18 protein-coding genes (1 of these 18 running past the window's edge) are annotated in these 17,801 nt (G+C 65.8%); 4 read left to right on the plus strand and 14 right to left on the minus strand.

Going from position 1 to position 17,801, the window contains the following annotated elements:
- From RDV64_RS06400 to RDV64_RS06430, 7 genes are all read right to left on the minus strand, one after another.
- Positions 1–387, minus strand: partial view of an alpha/beta hydrolase family protein gene (locus tag RDV64_RS06400; RefSeq protein WP_309198435.1) — the 5' portion only. The gene continues 648 nt to the left of window position 1, outside the view; the window shows 387 of its 1,035 coding nt (coding positions 1–387); it begins with the start codon at positions 385–387; the stop codon falls past the left edge of the window.
- The gene (locus tag RDV64_RS06405; RefSeq protein ID WP_309198436.1) at positions 384–1,523 is read right to left on the minus strand and encodes a mandelate racemase/muconate lactonizing enzyme family protein; all 1,140 of its coding nucleotides are present in this window, start codon (positions 1,521–1,523) and stop codon (positions 384–386) included. The genes RDV64_RS06400 and RDV64_RS06405 overlap by 4 nt, the downstream gene beginning before the upstream one ends.
- Entirely contained in the window at positions 1,520–2,503 is a 984-nt protein-coding gene (locus tag RDV64_RS06410) for a mannonate dehydratase (RefSeq protein WP_309198437.1), read from the minus strand. Before RDV64_RS06410 ends, RDV64_RS06405 begins: the two co-directional genes overlap by 4 nt.
- Positions 2,504–2,545: 42 nt before the next feature.
- Positions 2,546–4,324, minus strand: coding sequence for an ABC transporter ATP-binding protein (locus RDV64_RS06415; RefSeq protein ID WP_309198439.1), 1,779 nt, complete (start codon positions 4,322–4,324; stop codon positions 2,546–2,548).
- Between the two features lie 5 nt (positions 4,325–4,329).
- Positions 4,330–5,478, minus strand: coding sequence for an ABC transporter permease (locus tag RDV64_RS06420; protein WP_309198440.1), 1,149 nt, complete (start codon positions 5,476–5,478; stop codon positions 4,330–4,332).
- A gap of 10 nt (positions 5,479–5,488) precedes the next feature.
- Positions 5,489–6,472: an ABC transporter permease gene (locus RDV64_RS06425; protein ID WP_309199444.1), complete on the minus strand. Its 984-nt coding sequence runs from the start codon at positions 6,470–6,472 to the stop codon at positions 5,489–5,491.
- A 162-nt stretch (positions 6,473–6,634) separates the two neighbouring features.
- Complete coding sequence (locus RDV64_RS06430) at positions 6,635–8,572, minus strand: ABC transporter substrate-binding protein (protein ID WP_309198441.1); 1,938 nt, start codon at positions 8,570–8,572, stop codon at positions 6,635–6,637.
- Positions 8,573–8,792: 220 nt separating this feature from the next.
- On the opposite strand from RDV64_RS06430, the gene RDV64_RS06435 reads away from it, so the two are divergent.
- The 4 genes from RDV64_RS06435 to RDV64_RS06450 are packed head-to-tail and all read left to right on the plus strand — an operon-like array spanning position 8,793 to position 11,392.
- Positions 8,793–9,083 carry a hypothetical protein gene (locus RDV64_RS06435; protein ID WP_309198442.1) on the plus strand — a complete coding sequence of 97 codons (291 nt, stop codon included), beginning with the start codon at positions 8,793–8,795 and terminating at the stop codon, positions 9,081–9,083.
- On the plus strand, positions 9,080–10,471 hold the full coding sequence (locus RDV64_RS06440) for an AtzE family amidohydrolase (RefSeq protein WP_309198443.1): 1,392 nt from the start codon (positions 9,080–9,082) through the stop codon (positions 10,469–10,471). The genes RDV64_RS06435 and RDV64_RS06440 overlap by 4 nt, the downstream gene beginning before the upstream one ends.
- A 24-nt stretch (positions 10,472–10,495) precedes the next feature.
- A complete protein-coding gene (gene hpxZ / locus RDV64_RS06445; protein ID WP_309198444.1) occupies positions 10,496–10,891 on the plus strand; it encodes an oxalurate catabolism protein HpxZ in 396 nt (131 codons plus the stop codon).
- Between the two features lie 51 nt (positions 10,892–10,942).
- The gene (locus tag RDV64_RS06450) at positions 10,943–11,392 is read left to right on the plus strand and encodes a nucleoside deaminase (protein WP_309198445.1); all 450 of its coding nucleotides are present in this window, start codon (positions 10,943–10,945) and stop codon (positions 11,390–11,392) included.
- A gap of 126 nt (positions 11,393–11,518) precedes the next feature.
- Here the strand turns inward: RDV64_RS06450 and hydA are convergent, their stop codons facing one another.
- The 7 genes from hydA to RDV64_RS06485 form a co-directional block, all read right to left on the minus strand.
- A complete protein-coding gene (hydA, locus tag RDV64_RS06455) occupies positions 11,519–12,976 on the minus strand; it encodes a dihydropyrimidinase (RefSeq protein WP_309198446.1) in 1,458 nt (485 codons plus the stop codon).
- Positions 12,973–13,920, minus strand: coding sequence for a dihydrodipicolinate synthase family protein (locus tag RDV64_RS06460; RefSeq protein WP_309198447.1), 948 nt, complete (start codon positions 13,918–13,920; stop codon positions 12,973–12,975). Before RDV64_RS06460 ends, hydA begins: the two co-directional genes overlap by 4 nt.
- Positions 13,917–14,570, minus strand: a complete 654-nt coding sequence (locus RDV64_RS06465) for a flavin reductase family protein (RefSeq protein WP_309198448.1) — start codon at positions 14,568–14,570, stop codon at positions 13,917–13,919. Before RDV64_RS06465 ends, RDV64_RS06460 begins: the two co-directional genes overlap by 4 nt.
- Complete coding sequence (locus RDV64_RS06470; RefSeq protein WP_309198449.1) at positions 14,567–15,496, minus strand: N-carbamoyl-D-amino-acid hydrolase; 930 nt, start codon at positions 15,494–15,496, stop codon at positions 14,567–14,569. Before RDV64_RS06470 ends, RDV64_RS06465 begins: the two co-directional genes overlap by 4 nt.
- Before the next feature lie 142 nt (positions 15,497–15,638).
- Positions 15,639–16,301, minus strand: a complete 663-nt coding sequence (locus RDV64_RS06475; RefSeq protein ID WP_309198450.1) for an amino acid ABC transporter permease — start codon at positions 16,299–16,301, stop codon at positions 15,639–15,641.
- Positions 16,301–16,999 carry an amino acid ABC transporter permease gene (locus RDV64_RS06480; RefSeq protein ID WP_309198451.1) on the minus strand — a complete coding sequence of 233 codons (699 nt, stop codon included), beginning with the start codon at positions 16,997–16,999 and terminating at the stop codon, positions 16,301–16,303. The genes RDV64_RS06475 and RDV64_RS06480 overlap by 1 nt, the downstream gene beginning before the upstream one ends.
- The gene (locus RDV64_RS06485; protein WP_309198452.1) at positions 16,999–17,799 is read right to left on the minus strand and encodes an amino acid ABC transporter ATP-binding protein; all 801 of its coding nucleotides are present in this window, start codon (positions 17,797–17,799) and stop codon (positions 16,999–17,001) included. The genes RDV64_RS06480 and RDV64_RS06485 overlap by 1 nt, the downstream gene beginning before the upstream one ends.
- Positions 17,800–17,801: the final 2 nt, after the last annotated feature.

Raw genomic sequence — 17,801 nt, forward strand, 5'->3', positions numbered from 1 at the left:
CAGGCGAGCCTGCCATGACGCGGCCTCGGGCAGCGGAAAGCCCTTGGCCCAGCCAAGGTCGAAATAGCCGCCATGGTCGTGAAGGAGGAGTATCGCGCGGCTGGGGGCGGTTCCCGCCAGCGTCAGCACAGCGCCGGCAGCCTCTCCGCCATGGGAAAATGTTGCGCGAAGGGGCGTCCGTCTGAACCTGCCGAGATCGGCCGGGGTTCCTGCCGCCACCGTGGCCTCGGTTCGCGCGGGGGCTACGGCCGCCTCATACAAGGCAAGGGCGGACGCCCGCCACGCGCCGTAATCTCCCGCCGCGGCGCCGAAGCTTGCGAACGGGGCGGCAGCGCCGAGGCGGTTGCGGACAAACGCCGGCAAGGTGCCCTCCCCCGCTTCGCTCATGGGTACGCGGTGGACCCGTCCGGCTTGACCTCCACCTTGCGCTCCCAGTGGATGTAGTCGTCCACCTTCAGCGCATCGGTGTCGATTTCCATCCCCCAGCCGGGACGATCGGGGCGCAAATCCAGATATCCGTCCTTCGGCAGATACTGGTCCACCGCCCACGGGGCATTGCGCGCCACCTTGTATTCCAGGATGCGGAAGTTGGTGCAGGCGGCGGAGAAATGCAGATTATGCGCCGTCGCCAGCGGACCCATGGGGTTGTGCGGCGCGACGGTGACAAAGTGAGCGCTGGCAATGTCGGCGATCTTCTTCATCTCGGTCATGCCGCCCACCACCGCAATGTCGGGCTGGATGATGTCCGCCCCGCCAGCCTGCAGCAGCGCCAGAAATTCCCAGCGGTTGTAGAGGCTTTCCCCAGTGGCGAGCGGCACCGTCATCTGCGCGCGCAGACGGCCCCAGGCCGCCATGTGCTCGGGCCGCAGCGGCTCCTCGAAAAAATAGGGATCGTGCGGGGCCAGCGCCTCGGCAAGCTGGATCGCCTTGATCGGCTCGTCGATCCGGGCATGGGCGTCGAACGCCAGCTCGAAGTGGGAGGGGAGCCTGGCGCGCATCTCGCCGAACCATTTGCCGGCGGCGGCGCACATTTCGCCCCAGCGGCCAACGTGAAGGTTGGTGCGGTAGGGGGAGAGCTTGAAGCAGGTAAAGCCGAACTCCTCGTGGAGTGCCATCACCTGGCGGACGGCCTCATCGGTTTCAGGCGCGGTGTAGACGCCGCAATAGACGCGGATGCGGTCGCGCACATGGCCGCCGAGGAGCTGGTAGACCGGAACGCCCAGCGCCTTAGCCGAAATGTCCCACAGCGCATGGTCGATGGCGGCAATGGCGGCAAGGCCGAGCGCACCCGGCGGAAAGCGTGTCTGCTGCAGGAGCTTCTGGTGAATATAGGAGATCCGGCGCGGGTCGTCTCCGGCGAACTGGGTCAGCAGGAATTCCAGCAGCGGCGGATAGGCCTTGTCGGGGCCGTGATTGTAGGTCTCGCCCCAGCCGGTGATGCCGGCGTCGGTGTCGATGGCAACGAGAAGCCGCGGGCGGTCGTCCACCCGCTGCATGAAGGTGCGCAGGCCGGTGATCTTCATCGGGCCGCCCCGGCGCGGATCATCTGGAGACCGGCAGCGATGTAGCCGTAGCAGAAGGCAAAGCCGACATTTTGCGGATCGTTGCCCGAAACGGTGGGCACATGGTCCGGCATCAGCATGTGCTGGTAGCCGAGGTCATGGTAGAGGCGCAGGGATTCGATCATGTCCATGTCGCCCTCGTCGGGGAACGTCTCCATGAAGGAGAGTTTGCCGCCCGCAATGTTGCGGAAATGGACGTTGAAGATCTTGTCGCGGCTGCCGAACCAGCGGATCACGTCCGCGATTTCCTCGCGCGGGTTGTCCAGCATCTCGCCGACTGTGCCCTGGCAGAAGTTGAGGCCGTGGTATGGGCTCTCGCGCATCTGCACGAACTTTTTCAGCCCTTCGACGGTGCCGAGCACCCGCGTGACACCCTTGTAGCCCGGCGGGGTGTAGGGGTCGTGCGGGTGGCAGGCGAGGCGGACCTTGTTGGCCTCCGCCACCGGCACCACGCGTTCCAGAAAATAGTCGATCCGCGCCCAGTTCTCGTCCTCGGAGAGGACGCCGGCGCGGCCGGGGGCGGCGTTCTGGTCGATCCTGTCCCAGCGGAAGGCGGCGTTCATGGAGCCGCCGCGGCCCGGCTCATCGGGCGTGCGGGGAATGCCGATGATGTTCATGTTGTACTTCGCCGCCGGGATGCCGACCGCGGCGAGGTTCTCGATCAGCGTGCAGATCGAGTCGATCTGCCGGTCGCGATCCGGGCCTGCGGTCAGGATGTCGGGGCTCTGGCTCTCTTCGATCGGGCGGGAGGCGAGCGGGAGCTGCACCATGTCCAGCACCAGGCCGAGGGACTCGATGTGGTCGCGGTGCTTTTCAAGGTCCGCGCGGATCCAGTCGTGCGGGCTGCCGGGGGGATCGGCGTTGACGTGGGTGACGCCAAGCTGCGCCATGATGCGATAGTCGTCGTCGTTGCGGGCGGCGATCTGCGTGCCGAGCTTCAAGGGACGTGTCCTCGTTATTGGCCGCGCTCTTCGCGGCAGGTTCTATTCTGCGGCGGGGGCGTAACGGGTGCGCTGGGCAATGCGGCGGCGGCTGGGGTCATCGCCCGGAACCGCCGATAGCAGCGCCTTGGTGTAGGGATGGGTGGGGTTGTCGCACACCGCGTCGGCATCGCCGGTCTCGACCAGCTTGCCGCGGTACATCACGCCCACCCGGTCGCAGAAATAGCGGATGACCGCGATGTCGTGGCTGATGAACAGGAACGACAGGCCAAGCTCCTTCTGAAGCTCGATCAGAAGGTCCAGCACCTGGGTGCGGACCGACACGTCGAGCGCGGAGGTCGCCTCGTCGGCAATCACGATGCGCGGGTCGACCGCTATGGCGCGCGCGATGCCGACCCTCTGGCGCTGACCGCCCGAAAAGGCGTGTGGGTAACGCTCCATCGCCTCGGTCGGCAGGCCGACGCGGGTGAGAAGGTCCGCCACCCGGTCCTGAAGCTCCGAGCCCGATGCGACGCCATTGACGATCAGCGGCTCGGCGATGATCTGCGAGATGGTCATCCGCGGATTGAGGGACGCGAACGGGTCCTGGAAGATCATCCGGATTTCGCGGCGGTACTGCTTGAGGTCGCCCGCCGGAAGCGACGCGAGGTCGACCTCGCTGCCCTCCTTGGTGTGGTAGATCACCTTGCCCGAATTGGGGTCGTAGATGCGTGCGATACAGCGGCCGAGCGTGGTCTTGCCCGAGCCGGATTCGCCGACGATCCCCAGCGCCTCGCCCTCGTGGAGCACCAGCGAGACGTCGTCGACAGCCTTCACCGCCTTGGTCTTGCCGCCGAACAGGCCCGCATCCTCGCCGAAGGTGAGGTTGAGGTTTTCGACGCGCAGGATTTCGGCCCGGCGGTCGAGGTCGCGCGGTTGCTCGCCCTTTTGCGGCGCGCGGCGGCCAAGGCGGGTCACACTGTCGAGAAGGCGCTTGGTGTAGGCCTCCTGCGGGTTGTTGAAGATGGCCTCCACGGTGCCCTTCTCGACCACTTCGCCAAGGTACATCACCACCACGTCGTGCGCGATTTCGGCGACCACGCCCATGTCGTGGGTGATGAACATCACCGCCATGCCGTGGTTGCGCTGAAGGTTGGCGATGAGGTCGAGGATTTCGGCTTGCGTCGTCACGTCGAGCGCGGTGGTCGGCTCGTCGGCGATCAGCACGGACGGGTTGCAGGCCAGCGCCATTGCGATCATCACGCGCTGCCGCATCCCGCCGGAATATTCGAACGGGTACTTTTTCGCAGCCTCTTCGGGGCGCGGGATCTCCACCATCGTCAGAAGCTCGATCACCCGGCGGGCAACGTCCTTCTTCGACGCCTTCTCGTGCAGGCGGATGGATTCGGCCACCTGATCGCCGATGGTGTGGACCGGCGACAGGGACGACATCGGCTCCTGGAAGATCATAGCGATGTCGCGGCCGCGGATCGCGCGGATCGGTTTGCCGCGCGGGTCGAGCCTGGCAAGGTCGATAAGGTCTTCGCCGCCGGCGGCCCCGCGGTCGGTGTTGTGGCGATGAAGGATCACTTCGCCGCCGACGATCTGGCCCGGCGGGTCGACGATCTTCAGGATCGAGCGCGCGGTGACGGACTTGCCGGAGCCGGACTCGCCCACAACGCAGGTGGTCCGCCCGCGGTGGAGCGTGAAGGAGACGTTCTTGACCGCCTCCAGCATCCGCTTCCTCAGCGGGAATACCGTGTTGAGGTTTTTCACCTCCAGCACGATGTCGCCGGTTTCGGCAGCGGCGCGGGCGGGCATGGCTGTCAGATTATCGCTCATGGTCATCAGCGCGCGTAGGGGTCGGCCGCATCACGCAGACCGTCGCCAAGGAAGTTGAGGCAGAGCACCGCCAGGATCACGAACCCGCCCGGAATGAAGAGCCAGGGCGCTGCCGCAATGGACCGCACATTCTGCGCCTCCTTCAGGAGAACGCCCCACGAGATGGCAGGCGGCTGGAGCCCCAGCCCGAGGAAGGAGAGGCTTGTTTCGGCAAGGATCATCAAGGGCACGGCAAGGGTGACGGAGGCGATGATGTGGCTGGTCAGCGCCGGCATCATATGGCGAAAGATGACGCGCTTTTCGGATGCCCCATCGAGCCGGGCGGCGACCACATAGTCCTCCGCGCGCAGCGACAGGAAACGGCCGCGCACCACGCGGGCAAGCTCGGTCCACCCCACCAGCGACACGATGGTGGTGATGACGAAATATTGCAGCAGCATCGGCCAGTCCTTGGGGACGGCAGCCGCCAGCGCCAGCCAGATCGGAATCGTCGGCAGCGACAGGGTGAACTCCACCAGCCGCTGGATGAACGCATCCACCTTGCCGCCATAATAGCCGGACAGCCCGCCGAGAATGAGGCCGAGGACGAGGCTGATCATCACGCCGACGAGGCCGATCGTCATCGAGACGCGGGTGGCGTAGACGGTGCGGCTGAACAGGTCGCGGCCCAGCCGGTCGGAGCCGAAGACATAAAAGCGCTCCCGCGGCTTTTCGGGCGCCAGCAGATGGCGATCCCACGGGATCAGGCCGAGAAGTTCATACGGCTCGCCCTTGCCGAAGAAGCGTAGGTAAATCCTCTCGTCCGTCGCCTCGTATGTCTGCGCCAGGCTGATCGGGTCGCGCGACACCTTCACCTTCGGCACCCAGGGGCGGAAGGCGAACCCATCCGACATGTCGATCAGGCGCACCATCTGCGGCGGATGGTAGACCGCGCGGCGGTTGGTATCGGTCGGCGAGAACGGCGCCACGAACTCGGCAAAGAAGCCGATGAGGTAGAGCAGCAGCACGATGGCGAGCCCGAACATGGCAAGCTTGTGCCGGCGGAACGACCACCAGGTGAGCTGCCACTGGGACGCAACGTCGAACCTTGTGGAGGCTGCGACCGGGGCCGCCGGCTGGGCGCCTGCGGGCGGGGCGGTGTCGATGGATGTCATCTCCGCATCCTCAGCTGTAACGCACGCGCGGATCGAGCAGCGCGAGCAGGATGTCGGAAACCAGCATGCCGAGCACGGTGAGCGAGCAGAGCAGCATCACGAACGCGCCGGCAAGGTACATGTCCTGGCTGAGCAGCGCCTGCAGCATCAGCGGGCCGGCGAGCGGCAGATTGAGCACGATTGCGGTGATGACAGCGCCCGAGACAAGCTGCGGCAGCAGCCAGCCGATGGTGGAGATGAACGGGTTGAGCGCCACCCGCACCGGGTATTTGAGGATGAGCCGCCACTCGCTCATTCCCTTGGCGCGCGCCGTGGTGACGTAGGCCTTGGGGAGTTCGTCGAGCAGGTTGGCGCGCATGATGCGCACAAGGCTGGCGGTAGAGGCGGTGCCCAGAATGATCATCGGCAGCCACAGGTGGCTCATCAGGTCGCCGACCTTGGCGAACGACCAGGGCGCGTTGACGTACTCGTCCGAAAACAGGCCGCCGACATCCGTGCCGAAGTGCACGACGGCGACGTACATCAGCACCAGCGCCAGGAGGAAGTTGGGCGTCGCGAGGCCGATGAAGCCGATGAACGTGACCACGTAGTCGCCGACCGAATATTTGCGCACGGCCGAGTAGATGCCGATGGGGAGCGCGAGGCCCCACGTGAAGACCAGCGTTGCGAACGACAGGAGCAAGGTCAGCGCCATCCGCTCCCAGATGAGGTCGCCGACAGGCTGCTGCCACTCGAACGAGATGCCGAAATCGCCCTGCAACATCCCCCACACCCATTTGAAATACTGGACATAGAGCGGCTGGTTGAGGCCGTAGCGCTCCTGCAAATTCTCGATGCGTGCCTGGTCGACGATCTCGCCCTGCTGGGCAAGCGTCGCGATGTAGGTGGTGAGATAGTCGCCCGGAGGCGCCTGGATCAGCAGAAACGAGACGATGGAGACGGCGAACAGGAACGGGATCGTCCAGAGCAGCCGCTTGAGTATGAACTTGAACAGCATCGCCGCTCGCTCCCGGCTGGGGATGCCGCGCCCGGCGGCGGCCTGTGGCCGCGCGGGGTCGCGTCGATTGCTCGAAGGTGTCGGTGATGGCGGGCGGAGCTTCTGGCCCCGCCGGCCCTTCAAAGGGTTGGCGCCGCGGTGGCCGCCGCGCCGGCCGGCCTATTTCTCGTAGTAGTAGGTCTGCGGCAGGGTCGGTGCGGGGTTCGGGTACATCCACGAAGCGGGCATACCGTCCGGCACGTTCTTCAGGTTCTTCGCAACCACGCCGTAGCGGTCCGGCGCGGAGGCAAGGCCGATGACCTCGAACTGGTCGGCGGCTTCGTCGATGATCTGCTGGAACACGGCTTGCTGCTCGGCGGGATCGACGGTCTGCTTCCACTGGTCGTAGAGCTTGAGACGCTTCTTCATGCTCTCGCTGGGCTCTTCGCCCTGCTCGCCGTTAGAGAGGTACCAGTTGGCCCAGGGGATCGCGTACCAGGTGCCCTGCGCGTGCATCGCCACGAAGTCACGCGGGTCGAGCGTGGGGTCGAGACCGCCGGGCGAGGCCCAGATCAGCATGTCGAAGTCGTTGGCATCGGCGCGCTGGTAGAAGATCGACCGCTCCAGAACGTTGATGGTCATGTCGACGCCAACGTCGGCAAGCTGCGCCTTCATCAGCTCCAGGTTATCCGTGAACTCGGGGAAGAGGTTCGGGATCACGTTGATGCCGAAGGCCACGCGTTCGCCGTCGGGGCGCAGACGAAAGCCGTCACCGTCACGCTCGGTGTAGCCGAGGCCGTCGAGCAGCGCGTTGGCCTTGTCCGGGTCGTAGTCCAGGAACTGGGTGGCCATCTTCTCGCTGTAGAACTCGTTGTCCTCGTTCGGGCCGGTCTGCCGCGGCTCGATCTGGCCGAAGTAGACGACGTCGATGATCTCCTCGCGGTCGATGGCGTGCGAGATTGCCTGGCGGAATTCCTTGTTGCCGATCATCTCGCGCATCGCCGGGTCCTTGTGCGTGATGTTGGGGTAGACCCCCATCACGTTGGCGAGCGTGTTGACCATGCGGAACATGTCATAGCCGCCCTTCTCCCTGTTCTCGTAGAGAACCGGGCGGTTGGCGACCGCATCGAGGTGGCGGGCCTGCATGTCGATCTTGCCGGCCATCGCTTCCAGGAGCAGGCTCTCGGAGTCCTGGTTGATGGTGGACACGATCTCGTCGATGTAGGGGAGCTGGTTGCCCTCCTGATCGACCTGCCAGAAGTATGGGTTGCGCTCCATCACGACGCGGGTGGCGCCGCCGGAATAGGCTTCGTCGCCCACAACCCACGGGTCGAGCGTCGGACGCTCTGCGTTACCCCAGCGGGCCGGGATCTCGATGTCGCCGCACTTGTTGCGGAACAGGGTCGCCCAGGTGTCGGCGTTTTCAGCCTCGATCAGCTCGTCGATATTCTCGTTATATTTGGGGTGGAACTGGCTGCAATAGTGCTTGGCCCACAGGGTCGGCTCCTGCGCCAGCGGGGTCGCAAGCTCGGTCAGGAACTGGCCGTAGGGTTTGGAGAACGTGATCTTGACGGTGGCGTCGTCGATCTTCTCGGCCGTTGCGGGCGTGCCCTCGGACACGAAACGCGGCGGGGGCGCTGCGTAAAAATCCTTGTTGGGCAGCAGGTCCTCGAAGAAGAACATGATGTCGTCTGCGGTGAAGGGCTCACCGTCGGACCATTTCATCCCCTTGCGCAGGTGGAAGGTGAACTCGGTGCCTTCGTCGTTGACGTCCCAGCGCTCTGCCACGTTGGGGACGATCCCCGAAAAGTCGGCAGCCCAGCGGGTCAGTCCCTGCGGGCCGACAACGCGCAGAAGGTTGTTGTGGTCGCTGGAGCCGCGCAGGCCGCGCCGCAAGGCACCGCCATAGGTGCCGACACTGAGGGCCTCGACGACTTCGGGCTGTTCAGGAAGACGTTCTGCGACGGGCGGCAGGTCCATGCCATCCAGCATCGGCGCCTGCTGGTATTCCTGCGCTGACGCCGGACCAGCCAGCAACAGCGCCACCGGGATGATCGCCGTCGCCATCTTGCGGCCAGACAGACCGATAGCGCCACGACCCATTGTGAAGGTTCTCACGCGTTTCTCCCCTTTATATCAAGCCGCCTTTTATGCGGTCATTAGAGCAGAGCCTGACTGAGACGACTGCGGGGGTCAACATCCAATTCATCATATAGCTGACCAGAACGTCGCATTGCTGGCGCTGCCTGACTGGTTGTTCTTGCACCACGGCCCGCAAAATCATCATATCAATATGCCGGCCTCTGCAGAGGCAGACACTCCGGTCCGGCCGCGACCGGTGCGACGGCCGAACGCCACCCGGTTGCCGGAAAGCCATGACCGGTTCATCCATGGCATCGGCCTTGCCTTCCCCCTTGCGGCACAGGAGACCGAAATGGGCACGACCCCCACCCCCGACGACACCGCCGCCGCTGCCAACGCGCTGATGGCGCACGCAGAGGCGCTGAGCGGCATCGCCATTCCGGCTGAAAACCAGGCCGCCGTTCTGGCGCATCTGGTGAACGGGCTGACCCTTGCCCGCCAGATCGGGCCCGGTGCCCACGAGGCCGCGCCGGTTTTCCGGCCGTGAGCGCGTCGACGGCACCCGCCGCCCATGAAATTGCCGCTGCCGTAAAAAGCGGCAAGACCACCGCAACCGCTGTCCTCGACGAGACGCTGGCACGCATCGAGGCCGGCAACGGCGCGCTCAACGCCTTCACCGCCGTCACCGCGGCGCGGGCGCGCAGCGAGGCCGCCGCCGTCGATGCGCAGGTTGCCGCCGGCGGCGACCCCGGCCCGCTGGCTGGCGTGCCCTTTGCGGTAAAGAACTTGTTCGACCTTGAGGGTGAGGTGACCCTCGCCGGCTCCATCATCAACCGCGACAATCCCCCGGCCAGCAGCGACGCCACGCTGGTCAGCCGGCTCGTGGCAGCCGGCGCCGTGTGCCTCGGCGCACTCAACATGGGCGAATATGCGTACGACTTCACCGGCGAAAACACTCACGAAGGCCCGTCGCGCAACCCGCACGACCTGTCGCGCATGTCGGGCGGCTCGTCCGGCGGTTCGGGCAGCGCAGTCGGCGGCGAACTGGTCCCGCTGGCGCTGGGCTCCGACACCAACGGCTCCATCCGGGTCCCCAGCTCGTTCTGCGGCATCTTCGGCCTCAAACCCACCTATGGCCGCCTCCCCCGGACCGGGACCTTTCCCTTTGTCGACAGCCTCGACCATCTGGGCCCCATGGCCCGCTCCGCCGAAGACCTCGCCCTCGCCTTCAACGCCATGCTTGGCGGTGACGACGGCGATCCGGTCTGCAGCGACGCTGCCCCTGCCCCGCCAGAAGGCAAGCTGGACGAAGCTTCCCTTCGGGTCCGGCGTCTCGGCGGCTTTTTCCGCGGCCAGGGCGACGCTGCGGTGGACGACGCGGCCGACCGCATTGCCGCAGCGCTTGGCGCGGGCGACCCGCTCGAGCTGTCGGATGTTGCCGAGGCACGCGCCGCCGCGTTCATCATCTCCAACATCGAGGGTGCGGCGCTCCACGAGGAGCGGCTGGCCACCCGCCCCGGCGACTTCGAGCCGATGGTGCGCGACAGGCTGATGGCCGGTCTGCTCCTGCCGGGCATCCATTATGTGCGTGCCCAGCGCGTGCGCCGCAATTTTGCCGCCCAGCTGGCCACCGTGTTTGCCGAAACGGACCTTCTGGTCGCCCCGGCAACGCCGTTCACCGCGCCCGCCATCGGCCAGCAGATCGGCACCATCAATGGCGAGGAGGTTCTCCTTCGCCCTAATATCGGCATCTACACGCAGCCCATCTCCTTCATCGGCCTGCCCGTGGTGGTGGTGCCGGCGGGGCTGATCGACGGCATGCCCATCGGCGTCCAGCTGATCGCAGCCCCCTGGCGCGAGGACATCGCGCTGGCCGCCGCCCGCCGCCTGGAGCGCGATGGCGTTGCAGCCGTCCCCGCCCCCGCCCTTCGCTGACCTCTCAACCGGAACGACCCGCACATGCCTGAAATCAACCGCCCCGCCGTACTCGCCGAGGTAACTGCCGCGTTCGAACGCTACGAGACCGCGCTGGTCACCAACGACGTCGCGGTGCTGGACGAGCTGTTTCACGACGCGCCCACCACCATCCGCTACGGCGGCGGCGAGAACCTTTATGGCTATGACGAGATCAAGGCCTTTCGCGCCGGTCGCCCTGCGACCAACCTGGCCCGCACCCTGTCGCGCACCGTCATCACCACCTTCGGCGACGAGTTCGCCACCGCAATGACCCTGTTCGAGCGGGAGGACCCCGCAAAGATCGGCCGCCAGAGCCAGACCTGGGTGAAGACCGCCGACGGGTGGCGCGTTGTCGCCGCGCATGTGAGCGTTATTGCACGGCCCGCCGATCCGGCTTGATCCGCCAGCACGGGGACGGCAGTGTTTGCCGCCCCCTTCAGGAGAAGACATATGCTGAGCGATACCGACCGAGAGATGCTGCGCCTTGCCTATGAGGAGGCGAAGGCGGGGTTTGACGAGGGCGGCTGCCCCATCGGCTCGGTGCTTGCCCGCGGCGGCGAGGTTGTGGCGCAGGGCCGCAACCAGCGCGTTCAGGGCGGCGACCCCATCGCCCACGGCGAGATGGACGCGCTGCGAAAGGCCGGCCGGCAGAAGACCTACCGTGACACCACGCTCTACACCTCGCTCAGCCCCTGCATGATGTGCTCGGGCACCATCGTGCAGTTCGGCGTTCCGCGCGTTGTCATCGGCGAAAACGTCAACTTCGGCGGCAACGAGGATTTTCTGCGCGAACGCGGCGTCGAGGTGGTCCTCGCAGACGATCCCGACTGTATCGCGCTGATGAAGCGCTTCATCGAGGAAAAGCCGGAACTCTGGTCAGAAGACATCGCGGAAGACTGACGGTCGGTCTTCCCTGTTCCGGCGGAAGTCCGGTGTTCCGGACTTCCGATTCGTCTGGGTCAGATCGCGCCAGAGCGCTTTGACGCGCCGACCGCTCCCCAACGCGCTCTGCGGGATCCTTGAAGCTCAGTCGATCAGCTTCACCCCGAAGGCGGCCGGATCAAGTTCCGGGAACGGCCGGTTCGTATAGCCTGTGAAGTCGAACGGCTGGCGGGCGATGAACTTGCCGTCGCCCGGTTCGGCGTGGAGCTCGCCGCCCGACAGCGCGACCTTTCCGCGGGTGATGACGGTGGTCGGCCAGCCGGTGATCTCCATCCCCTCGAACGGGGTGTAGTCCATCGCATCGTGCATGTCGGCGGCGGTCACGGTGCGGGTTTCTTCGGGGTCCCAGATCGCGATATCGGCGTCGGCGCCGACCGCGATTGTGCCCTTTTGCGGATGCATCCCGAACAGTTTGGCTGCGTTGGTCGCCGTCAGCGCCACAAAATCATTCAGCGACAGGCGGCCCTTGCGCACCCCTTCGGACATCAGGAGCGGCACGCGCATGGCAATGCCGGGCATCCCGTTGGCGATACGGTTGAATGGCGGGTTGGGGCCTGCCGAGAGTTTGCCCGATTCGTCGAAACGGTAGGGCGCATGGTCGGACGACCAGAGATGGAAGGTGCCGGCCTGGAGGTGGCGCCATAGGTCTTCTTGCGTCTTCACGTCCCGCAGCGGCGGGGAGCAGCAGAATTTCGCGCCCTCGGCGCCCGGCTTGTCGAGGTCGTCCCGCGTCAGGAACAGATATTGCGGGCAGGTCTCGCCGAAGATCGGGTGGCCGGCGCGGCGGGCATCCGCCACGAGGTTGGCGCCCTCCTCGGTGGAGACGTGGACGATCAGAAGCGGCGCACCCACGAAATTGGCGAGCGTGATGGCGCGGTTGATAGCTTCCGCTTCCGCCGCCGCAGGGTGGCTCACCGCATGGTATTTCGGCGCGGTGTGGCCGGTCTCGACAAGGCGCTTCACCATCCACTTGATGAGCGCGTTGTTTTCGGCGTGGACCATCGTCAGCGCGCCGTGCTCGCGGGCGGTGACGAGGATGTCCAGCATCGCCTCGTCTGGCACGATCATCTTGTCGTAGGTCAGGAAGACCTTGAAGCTGGTGATCCCGCCCGCAAACGCTTCCGGCAGCTCCTTCTTGAGGATCTCTTCGGTGGGGTCCGTCACGATCAGGTGGAACGAGTAGTCGATCACCGATTTTTCCGCCCGCTCGTGGTAGAGCGCCAGCGTATCGGTGACCGACTGGCCACGGTGCTGCGCGGCGAACGGCACGAACGAGGTGTTGCCGCCGTAAAGCGCGGAGATCGACCCTGTGCGGTAGTCGTCCGCCGTCATCGCGCCGGTGGCCGATTCCTGCTCGATGTGGGCGTGGGTCTCGATGGCGCCCGGCAGCACCAGCTTGGCCGTCGCGTCGATGGTTTCGGCGCCGCCGTCCAGCGCGGCGGCAATGGCCGCGATCTTGCCGTCCCTGATGCCGACATCGGCGGCAAAGGTGTCGGACGCGGTGGCGACAAGGCCGCCCTTGATGACGAGATCATAGCTCATGCCACAAGCTCCGGTGCGACGACGGCGAGGCGCTTTTCGAGCCGGTCCATCAGACGGGTGAGTTCGGCGTGGCCGGTGGCGTCCAGCTTGGGGCCGGGGGCGCGCGTCGCCGCCGATGCAATCACGCCGCGCCGCCGCAGGATTTCCTTTCGAACCGCAAGGCCGAAGCCCGGCTGCTGCTCGTGGCGCACCAGCGGCAGGTAGGCGTCGAACAGGTCTTCGGCGCCATCCACGTCGCCGGCCTTGTGGCGGCGGACGACTTCGACCAGCATTTCGGGATAGGCAAAGCCGGTCATCGCGCCATCGGCGCCGCGCGCGAGCTCCTGCGGCAAGTAGAGGCCGCCATTGCCGCACAGGATCGAAACGCGCTTCACGCCGCGCTTCTCGGACACGGCGCGCACATCCGAAAGCTTGGCAAGACCCGGCCAGTCCTCGTGCTTCAGCATCACCACCGAAGGCACGTTGGCGACGAGGTTGGCGAACCCGCCGGCCGAAATCGGCATCTGTGTCGTCAGCGGAAAATCCTGGAACACCAGCGGCACGTCGGGCAGGCGCCTGGCGATGGCCTGGAACGCGCCAACAACGCCGGACTCGGTCTTGTGGCCGGCATTGGGCGCCACCATCACGCCGGCTGCCCCCCTGGAGATCGCGGTTTCCGCGAGATTCACGAGGTTGTCGAGCCCCGGATTGGAGACGCCGACGACAACGGGCACGCGGCCAGAGACCGTGTCCATCACCCGGCCGATGACGGCCGTCGCTTCCTCCGACGTCAGCTTGGGCGCCTCGCCCATCATGCCGAGGATGGTGATGCCGGAGACGCCCTTGCCGATGTAGAATTCGGTGAGCTTTTCGAGGCTGGCGTGGTCGACCGCACCGGAATCCTCAAATGGCGTCGCGGAGATGATGTAGACGCCCGTTGCGTCCTCGGTCAGGCGGTGGCTCACTTTGGCTCCTCGGCGTTTGCTGCGGCTGTGGGGGCAAGATCGCGCCAGTCGGGCACCGGCTTTTCGTAGGGCTCGTGCAGCTTGGCGTAGCCTTGCGCAAACAGGCGGGCGACCGGGTCGTAATGCGGCACCGTCATCCGCTTGGTGGTCTCGTCAAAAAGGCCCGGCCGGGCATGGAGCGCGCGCACTTCGCCGATGATGAGGTGGCGATAGTCGCCCACCGGCTTGTCCTCGAACAGGCTGCATTCCAGCGAGATCGGCGCGTCGGCCAGCCGGGGCACCGCGACCACCGTGCCGGGCGCCGTCGCAAGGCCGAGAGCGTCCGGTTCGCCGACGCCTGCGGGGAACAACGCGGCCGTGTTCACCATCGCGTCCACCAGCGCGGTGTCGGCAAGGTTGACCACAAACGCCCCGGCCGACTGGATGTTGGTCAGGCTGTCCTTCGGCCCGCCGTCCGCCTTCTTGTCGATGCCGATGATCACCAGCGCAGGCTCATCGGAAAAGACGTTGAAGAAGGAGTAGGGCGCAGCGTTCACCACGCCGTCCGGCCCAACCGACGTGATCCACGCCACCGGCCGCGGGATCACCGCAGCGCACAGCATCTTGTAACGCTCGGCGCGGGTGAGGTCGTCAAAGTGAAAGGCGGTCATTCGGCGGGTTCTTCGGCGCCGGTGCGCTCGGTGATGAGGCCGTAGTGCTCGATCCGGCGGTGGCGCGCAAAGTCGAAGATGGTGGACTTGCCGAACTTCGTCTCGTCGAGGTCGCAGGTGTGGACCAGCACCCCGTCGTCCTCGCCGGGCAGCTCGCCGACAATGTGGCCGTTGGGGTCGACAATCAGCGTGCCGCCCATCAGGTGGTGGTCGTCCTCGCTGCCGGCCTTGGCCACGGCCACCACCCAGGTGGCGTTCTGGTAGGCGCCGGCCTGGAGCGACAGGCGGTGATGAAACAGCCGCTGCTCGATGCCCTCGCCGCCCTTCTCCGAGTTCACCGACGGCGTGTTGAAGCCGAGCGTCACCATCTCGACATTCTGAAGGCCCATCACGCGGAAGGTTTCGGGCCACCGGCGGTCATTGCAGATGCACATGCCGAAGATGCCGCCCAGCGTCCGGTAGACCGGAAAGCCGAGGTCGCCCGGCTCGAAATAGCGCTTTTCCAGGTGCTGAAAGGCGCGGTTGTCATCCCACTCCGAATGGCCGGGCAGGTGCACCTTGCGGTATTTGCCGGCAATGTTGCCTTCCTTGTCGACGAAGATCGACGTGTTGAAGTAGTGCCCGTCCGGCGTCTTTTCGGCAAAGCCGAAGGTGATGGCGCAGCCGTGCTTCCTGGCGGCGTCGAACAGCGGCTGGACGGCAGCGTTCGGCATCTCCTTTTCGAACCACGAGTCGATCTCGGCGCTGTCGGTCATGTACCAGCGGGGGAAGAACGTGGTCAGCGCCAGCTCGGGGAAGACGACCAGATCGGCGCCCTTCGAGGCGGCTTCGTCCAGCAGCGTGATCATCCGCGCGACGACGTTCTGGCGACCTTCAGCCTTCTGGATCGGACCGAGCTGTGCGGCGCCGACGGTGATATTTCTCATGCTCTACGTCCCATGGGTCGCGCGCCGGGGTGTGCCGGCACGGGTTGCGCGCGGCGTGCACGAATGCGGCCGCGCGGCGTTGGTGTTGGTTTATTACAAGCCGGCCGCGCGTTGCAAAAACTTCCCGCGCGAACCGTGTGCCTCAGGCAAGGCGGCGCTCCATCCGGCTGACAAGACGCACGAACGGCCACAGGAGCAGAAGGTAGATCAGCGCCGCTGCCACAATGGGCGAGGCGTTGAAGGTGACCGAGCGCGCCATGTTGGCCTGGTACAAAAGCTCCGCCAGCGACACGACGGAGGCAAGCGACGTCAGCTTGACCACCTCCACCGTGTTGGAAATGAGGTCGGGCAGCACGTTCCGGATCGCCTGCGGCAGAACGACGTGGAGCATCGTCTGCGTGTGGCTGAGCCCGGTGGAGCGCGCCGCTTCGAATTGCCCCCGCCCGATGGACTGGATGCCCGCCCGGTAGATCTCGCCATAATACGCCGAGTTGTTGAGGAGAAAGCCGATCGCCACCGCCTGCAACGGCGACGGCCGGATGCCGGCGAAGGGCAGCCCGGAATAGACGAAGATCAGCAGCACCAGCGGCGGGATGGCGCGGAAGAAGTCCACGTAGGCGATGGTCGGCCAGCGGATCCACGGGTTGGCGGACATCGACATCAGCGCCGCACAGATGCCCGAGACGAGGCCGAGCGGAATGACGATGACGCAGATCAACGCCGTCATGCCGAGGCCGGACAGAAGCATCGGCCAGGCGGCCTTCATGATCTCGAAGTTGAAGAATTGCTGGATGAGGTCGTGCATCAGGCGCGTTTCCAGCGAAAGCGGGTTTCAAGCCAGCGCGAGAAGATCACGAGCGGCAGGAACAGGATGACATAGGCAATGGCCGCCATCATCAAAGGCGAGGCGTTGCCGGAGAAGGACTGGGCGGTGGTCGCCTCGCCCAGAATGTCGGCAAGGCCGATCACCATGCCGAGCGCGGTGGACTTGGTGATGGCGATGGCCCGGTTGGTCAGCGGCGGGACCGTCATCCGCACCGCCTGCGGCATGATCACGGAGAACAGCGTCTGCGTGAAATTCAGCCCCGTGGAGCGGGCGGCCTGCCACTGGCCCCGGTCCACCGAGGTGAGGCCGGCCCAGAAGATTTCCTCCGCAAAGGCGCCGAGGGTGAGCGCCAGCACGATCCAGATCACCAGAAACGCCGACAGCGAGATGCCGACATTGGGCAGACCGAAATAGAACAGAAGGATCAGCACCAGCGGCGGCAGGGAGCGGAACATGTCCGCAAACAGGATGATCAGCGCGTTGACGGCGCGGATCTTGTAGGCGCGCAGACAGGCCAGCGCGAGGCCGAGAACGATGCCCGTCACCACCACCAGAACCGCAAGTTCCAGCGTGACGACCATCCCCTCCAGAATTTTCGGCAGATAGCGTTCGGTGACGACGGGGTTGAAGAAGGTGTCGACGAAACGCTCGTAACCCGACATGGGGGCCGTTTCCATCAGTGGCTGACCCGCGAGAGAAACGCCTGCGTGCGTTCTTCGCGCGGCGCCTTGAACACGGCGTCCGGCGTGCCTTCCTCGACCACCCGGCCGTTGTCCATGAAGATCACACGGTCGGCAGCTTCGGCGGCAAAGCGCATTTCGTGGCTGACGACCAGCATCGTCATCCCCGCCTCGCGCACCTTGCGCATCACGTCCAGCACGTCGCCGACAAGCTCGGGGTCGAGCGCCGAGGTGGGCTCGTCGAACAGCATCACCTTGGGCTCCAGCGCCAGCGCGCGGGCGATCGCCACGCGCTGCTGCTGCCCGCCGGAGAGCGCGGCGGGGTGGTTGCCGGCCTTGTCGGCAAGGCCCACGTCGGCAAGCGCGGCCTTGCCCCGCTCGTCGGCCTCTGCCCTGGAAAAGCCGCGCACCTTGCGCAGCGCCAGCGTCACGTTACCGAGCGCCGTCTTGTGCGGGTAAAGGTTGAACGACTGGAACACCATGCCGATGGTCTTGCGCGCGGCGTTGAGGTTTACGCCGCGGGCGGTGATGTCTGTGCCGTCCACGGTGATGGTGCCCTCGGTGGGCTCCTCCAGCCGGTTGCAGCAGCGCAGCAGCGTGCTCTTGCCCGACCCCGACGGGCCGATGAGAAACACCATCTCCCCCGTCGCCACGTCGAGATCGATGCCTTTCAGGGCCTCGAAGGCGTCGAAGCGCTTGTGAAGGCCGCGGACCTTCAGGATTGGCGGCGCCCCCGTGAGGGAACGCGCGCCGGCGGTGGAACGATCGGGCAAGGTTTCTGCCACTACCTGCTGCATGG

It is taken from the genome of Acuticoccus sp. MNP-M23 (assembly GCF_031195445.1).
Lineage (GTDB): Bacteria > Pseudomonadota > Alphaproteobacteria > Rhizobiales > Amorphaceae > Acuticoccus.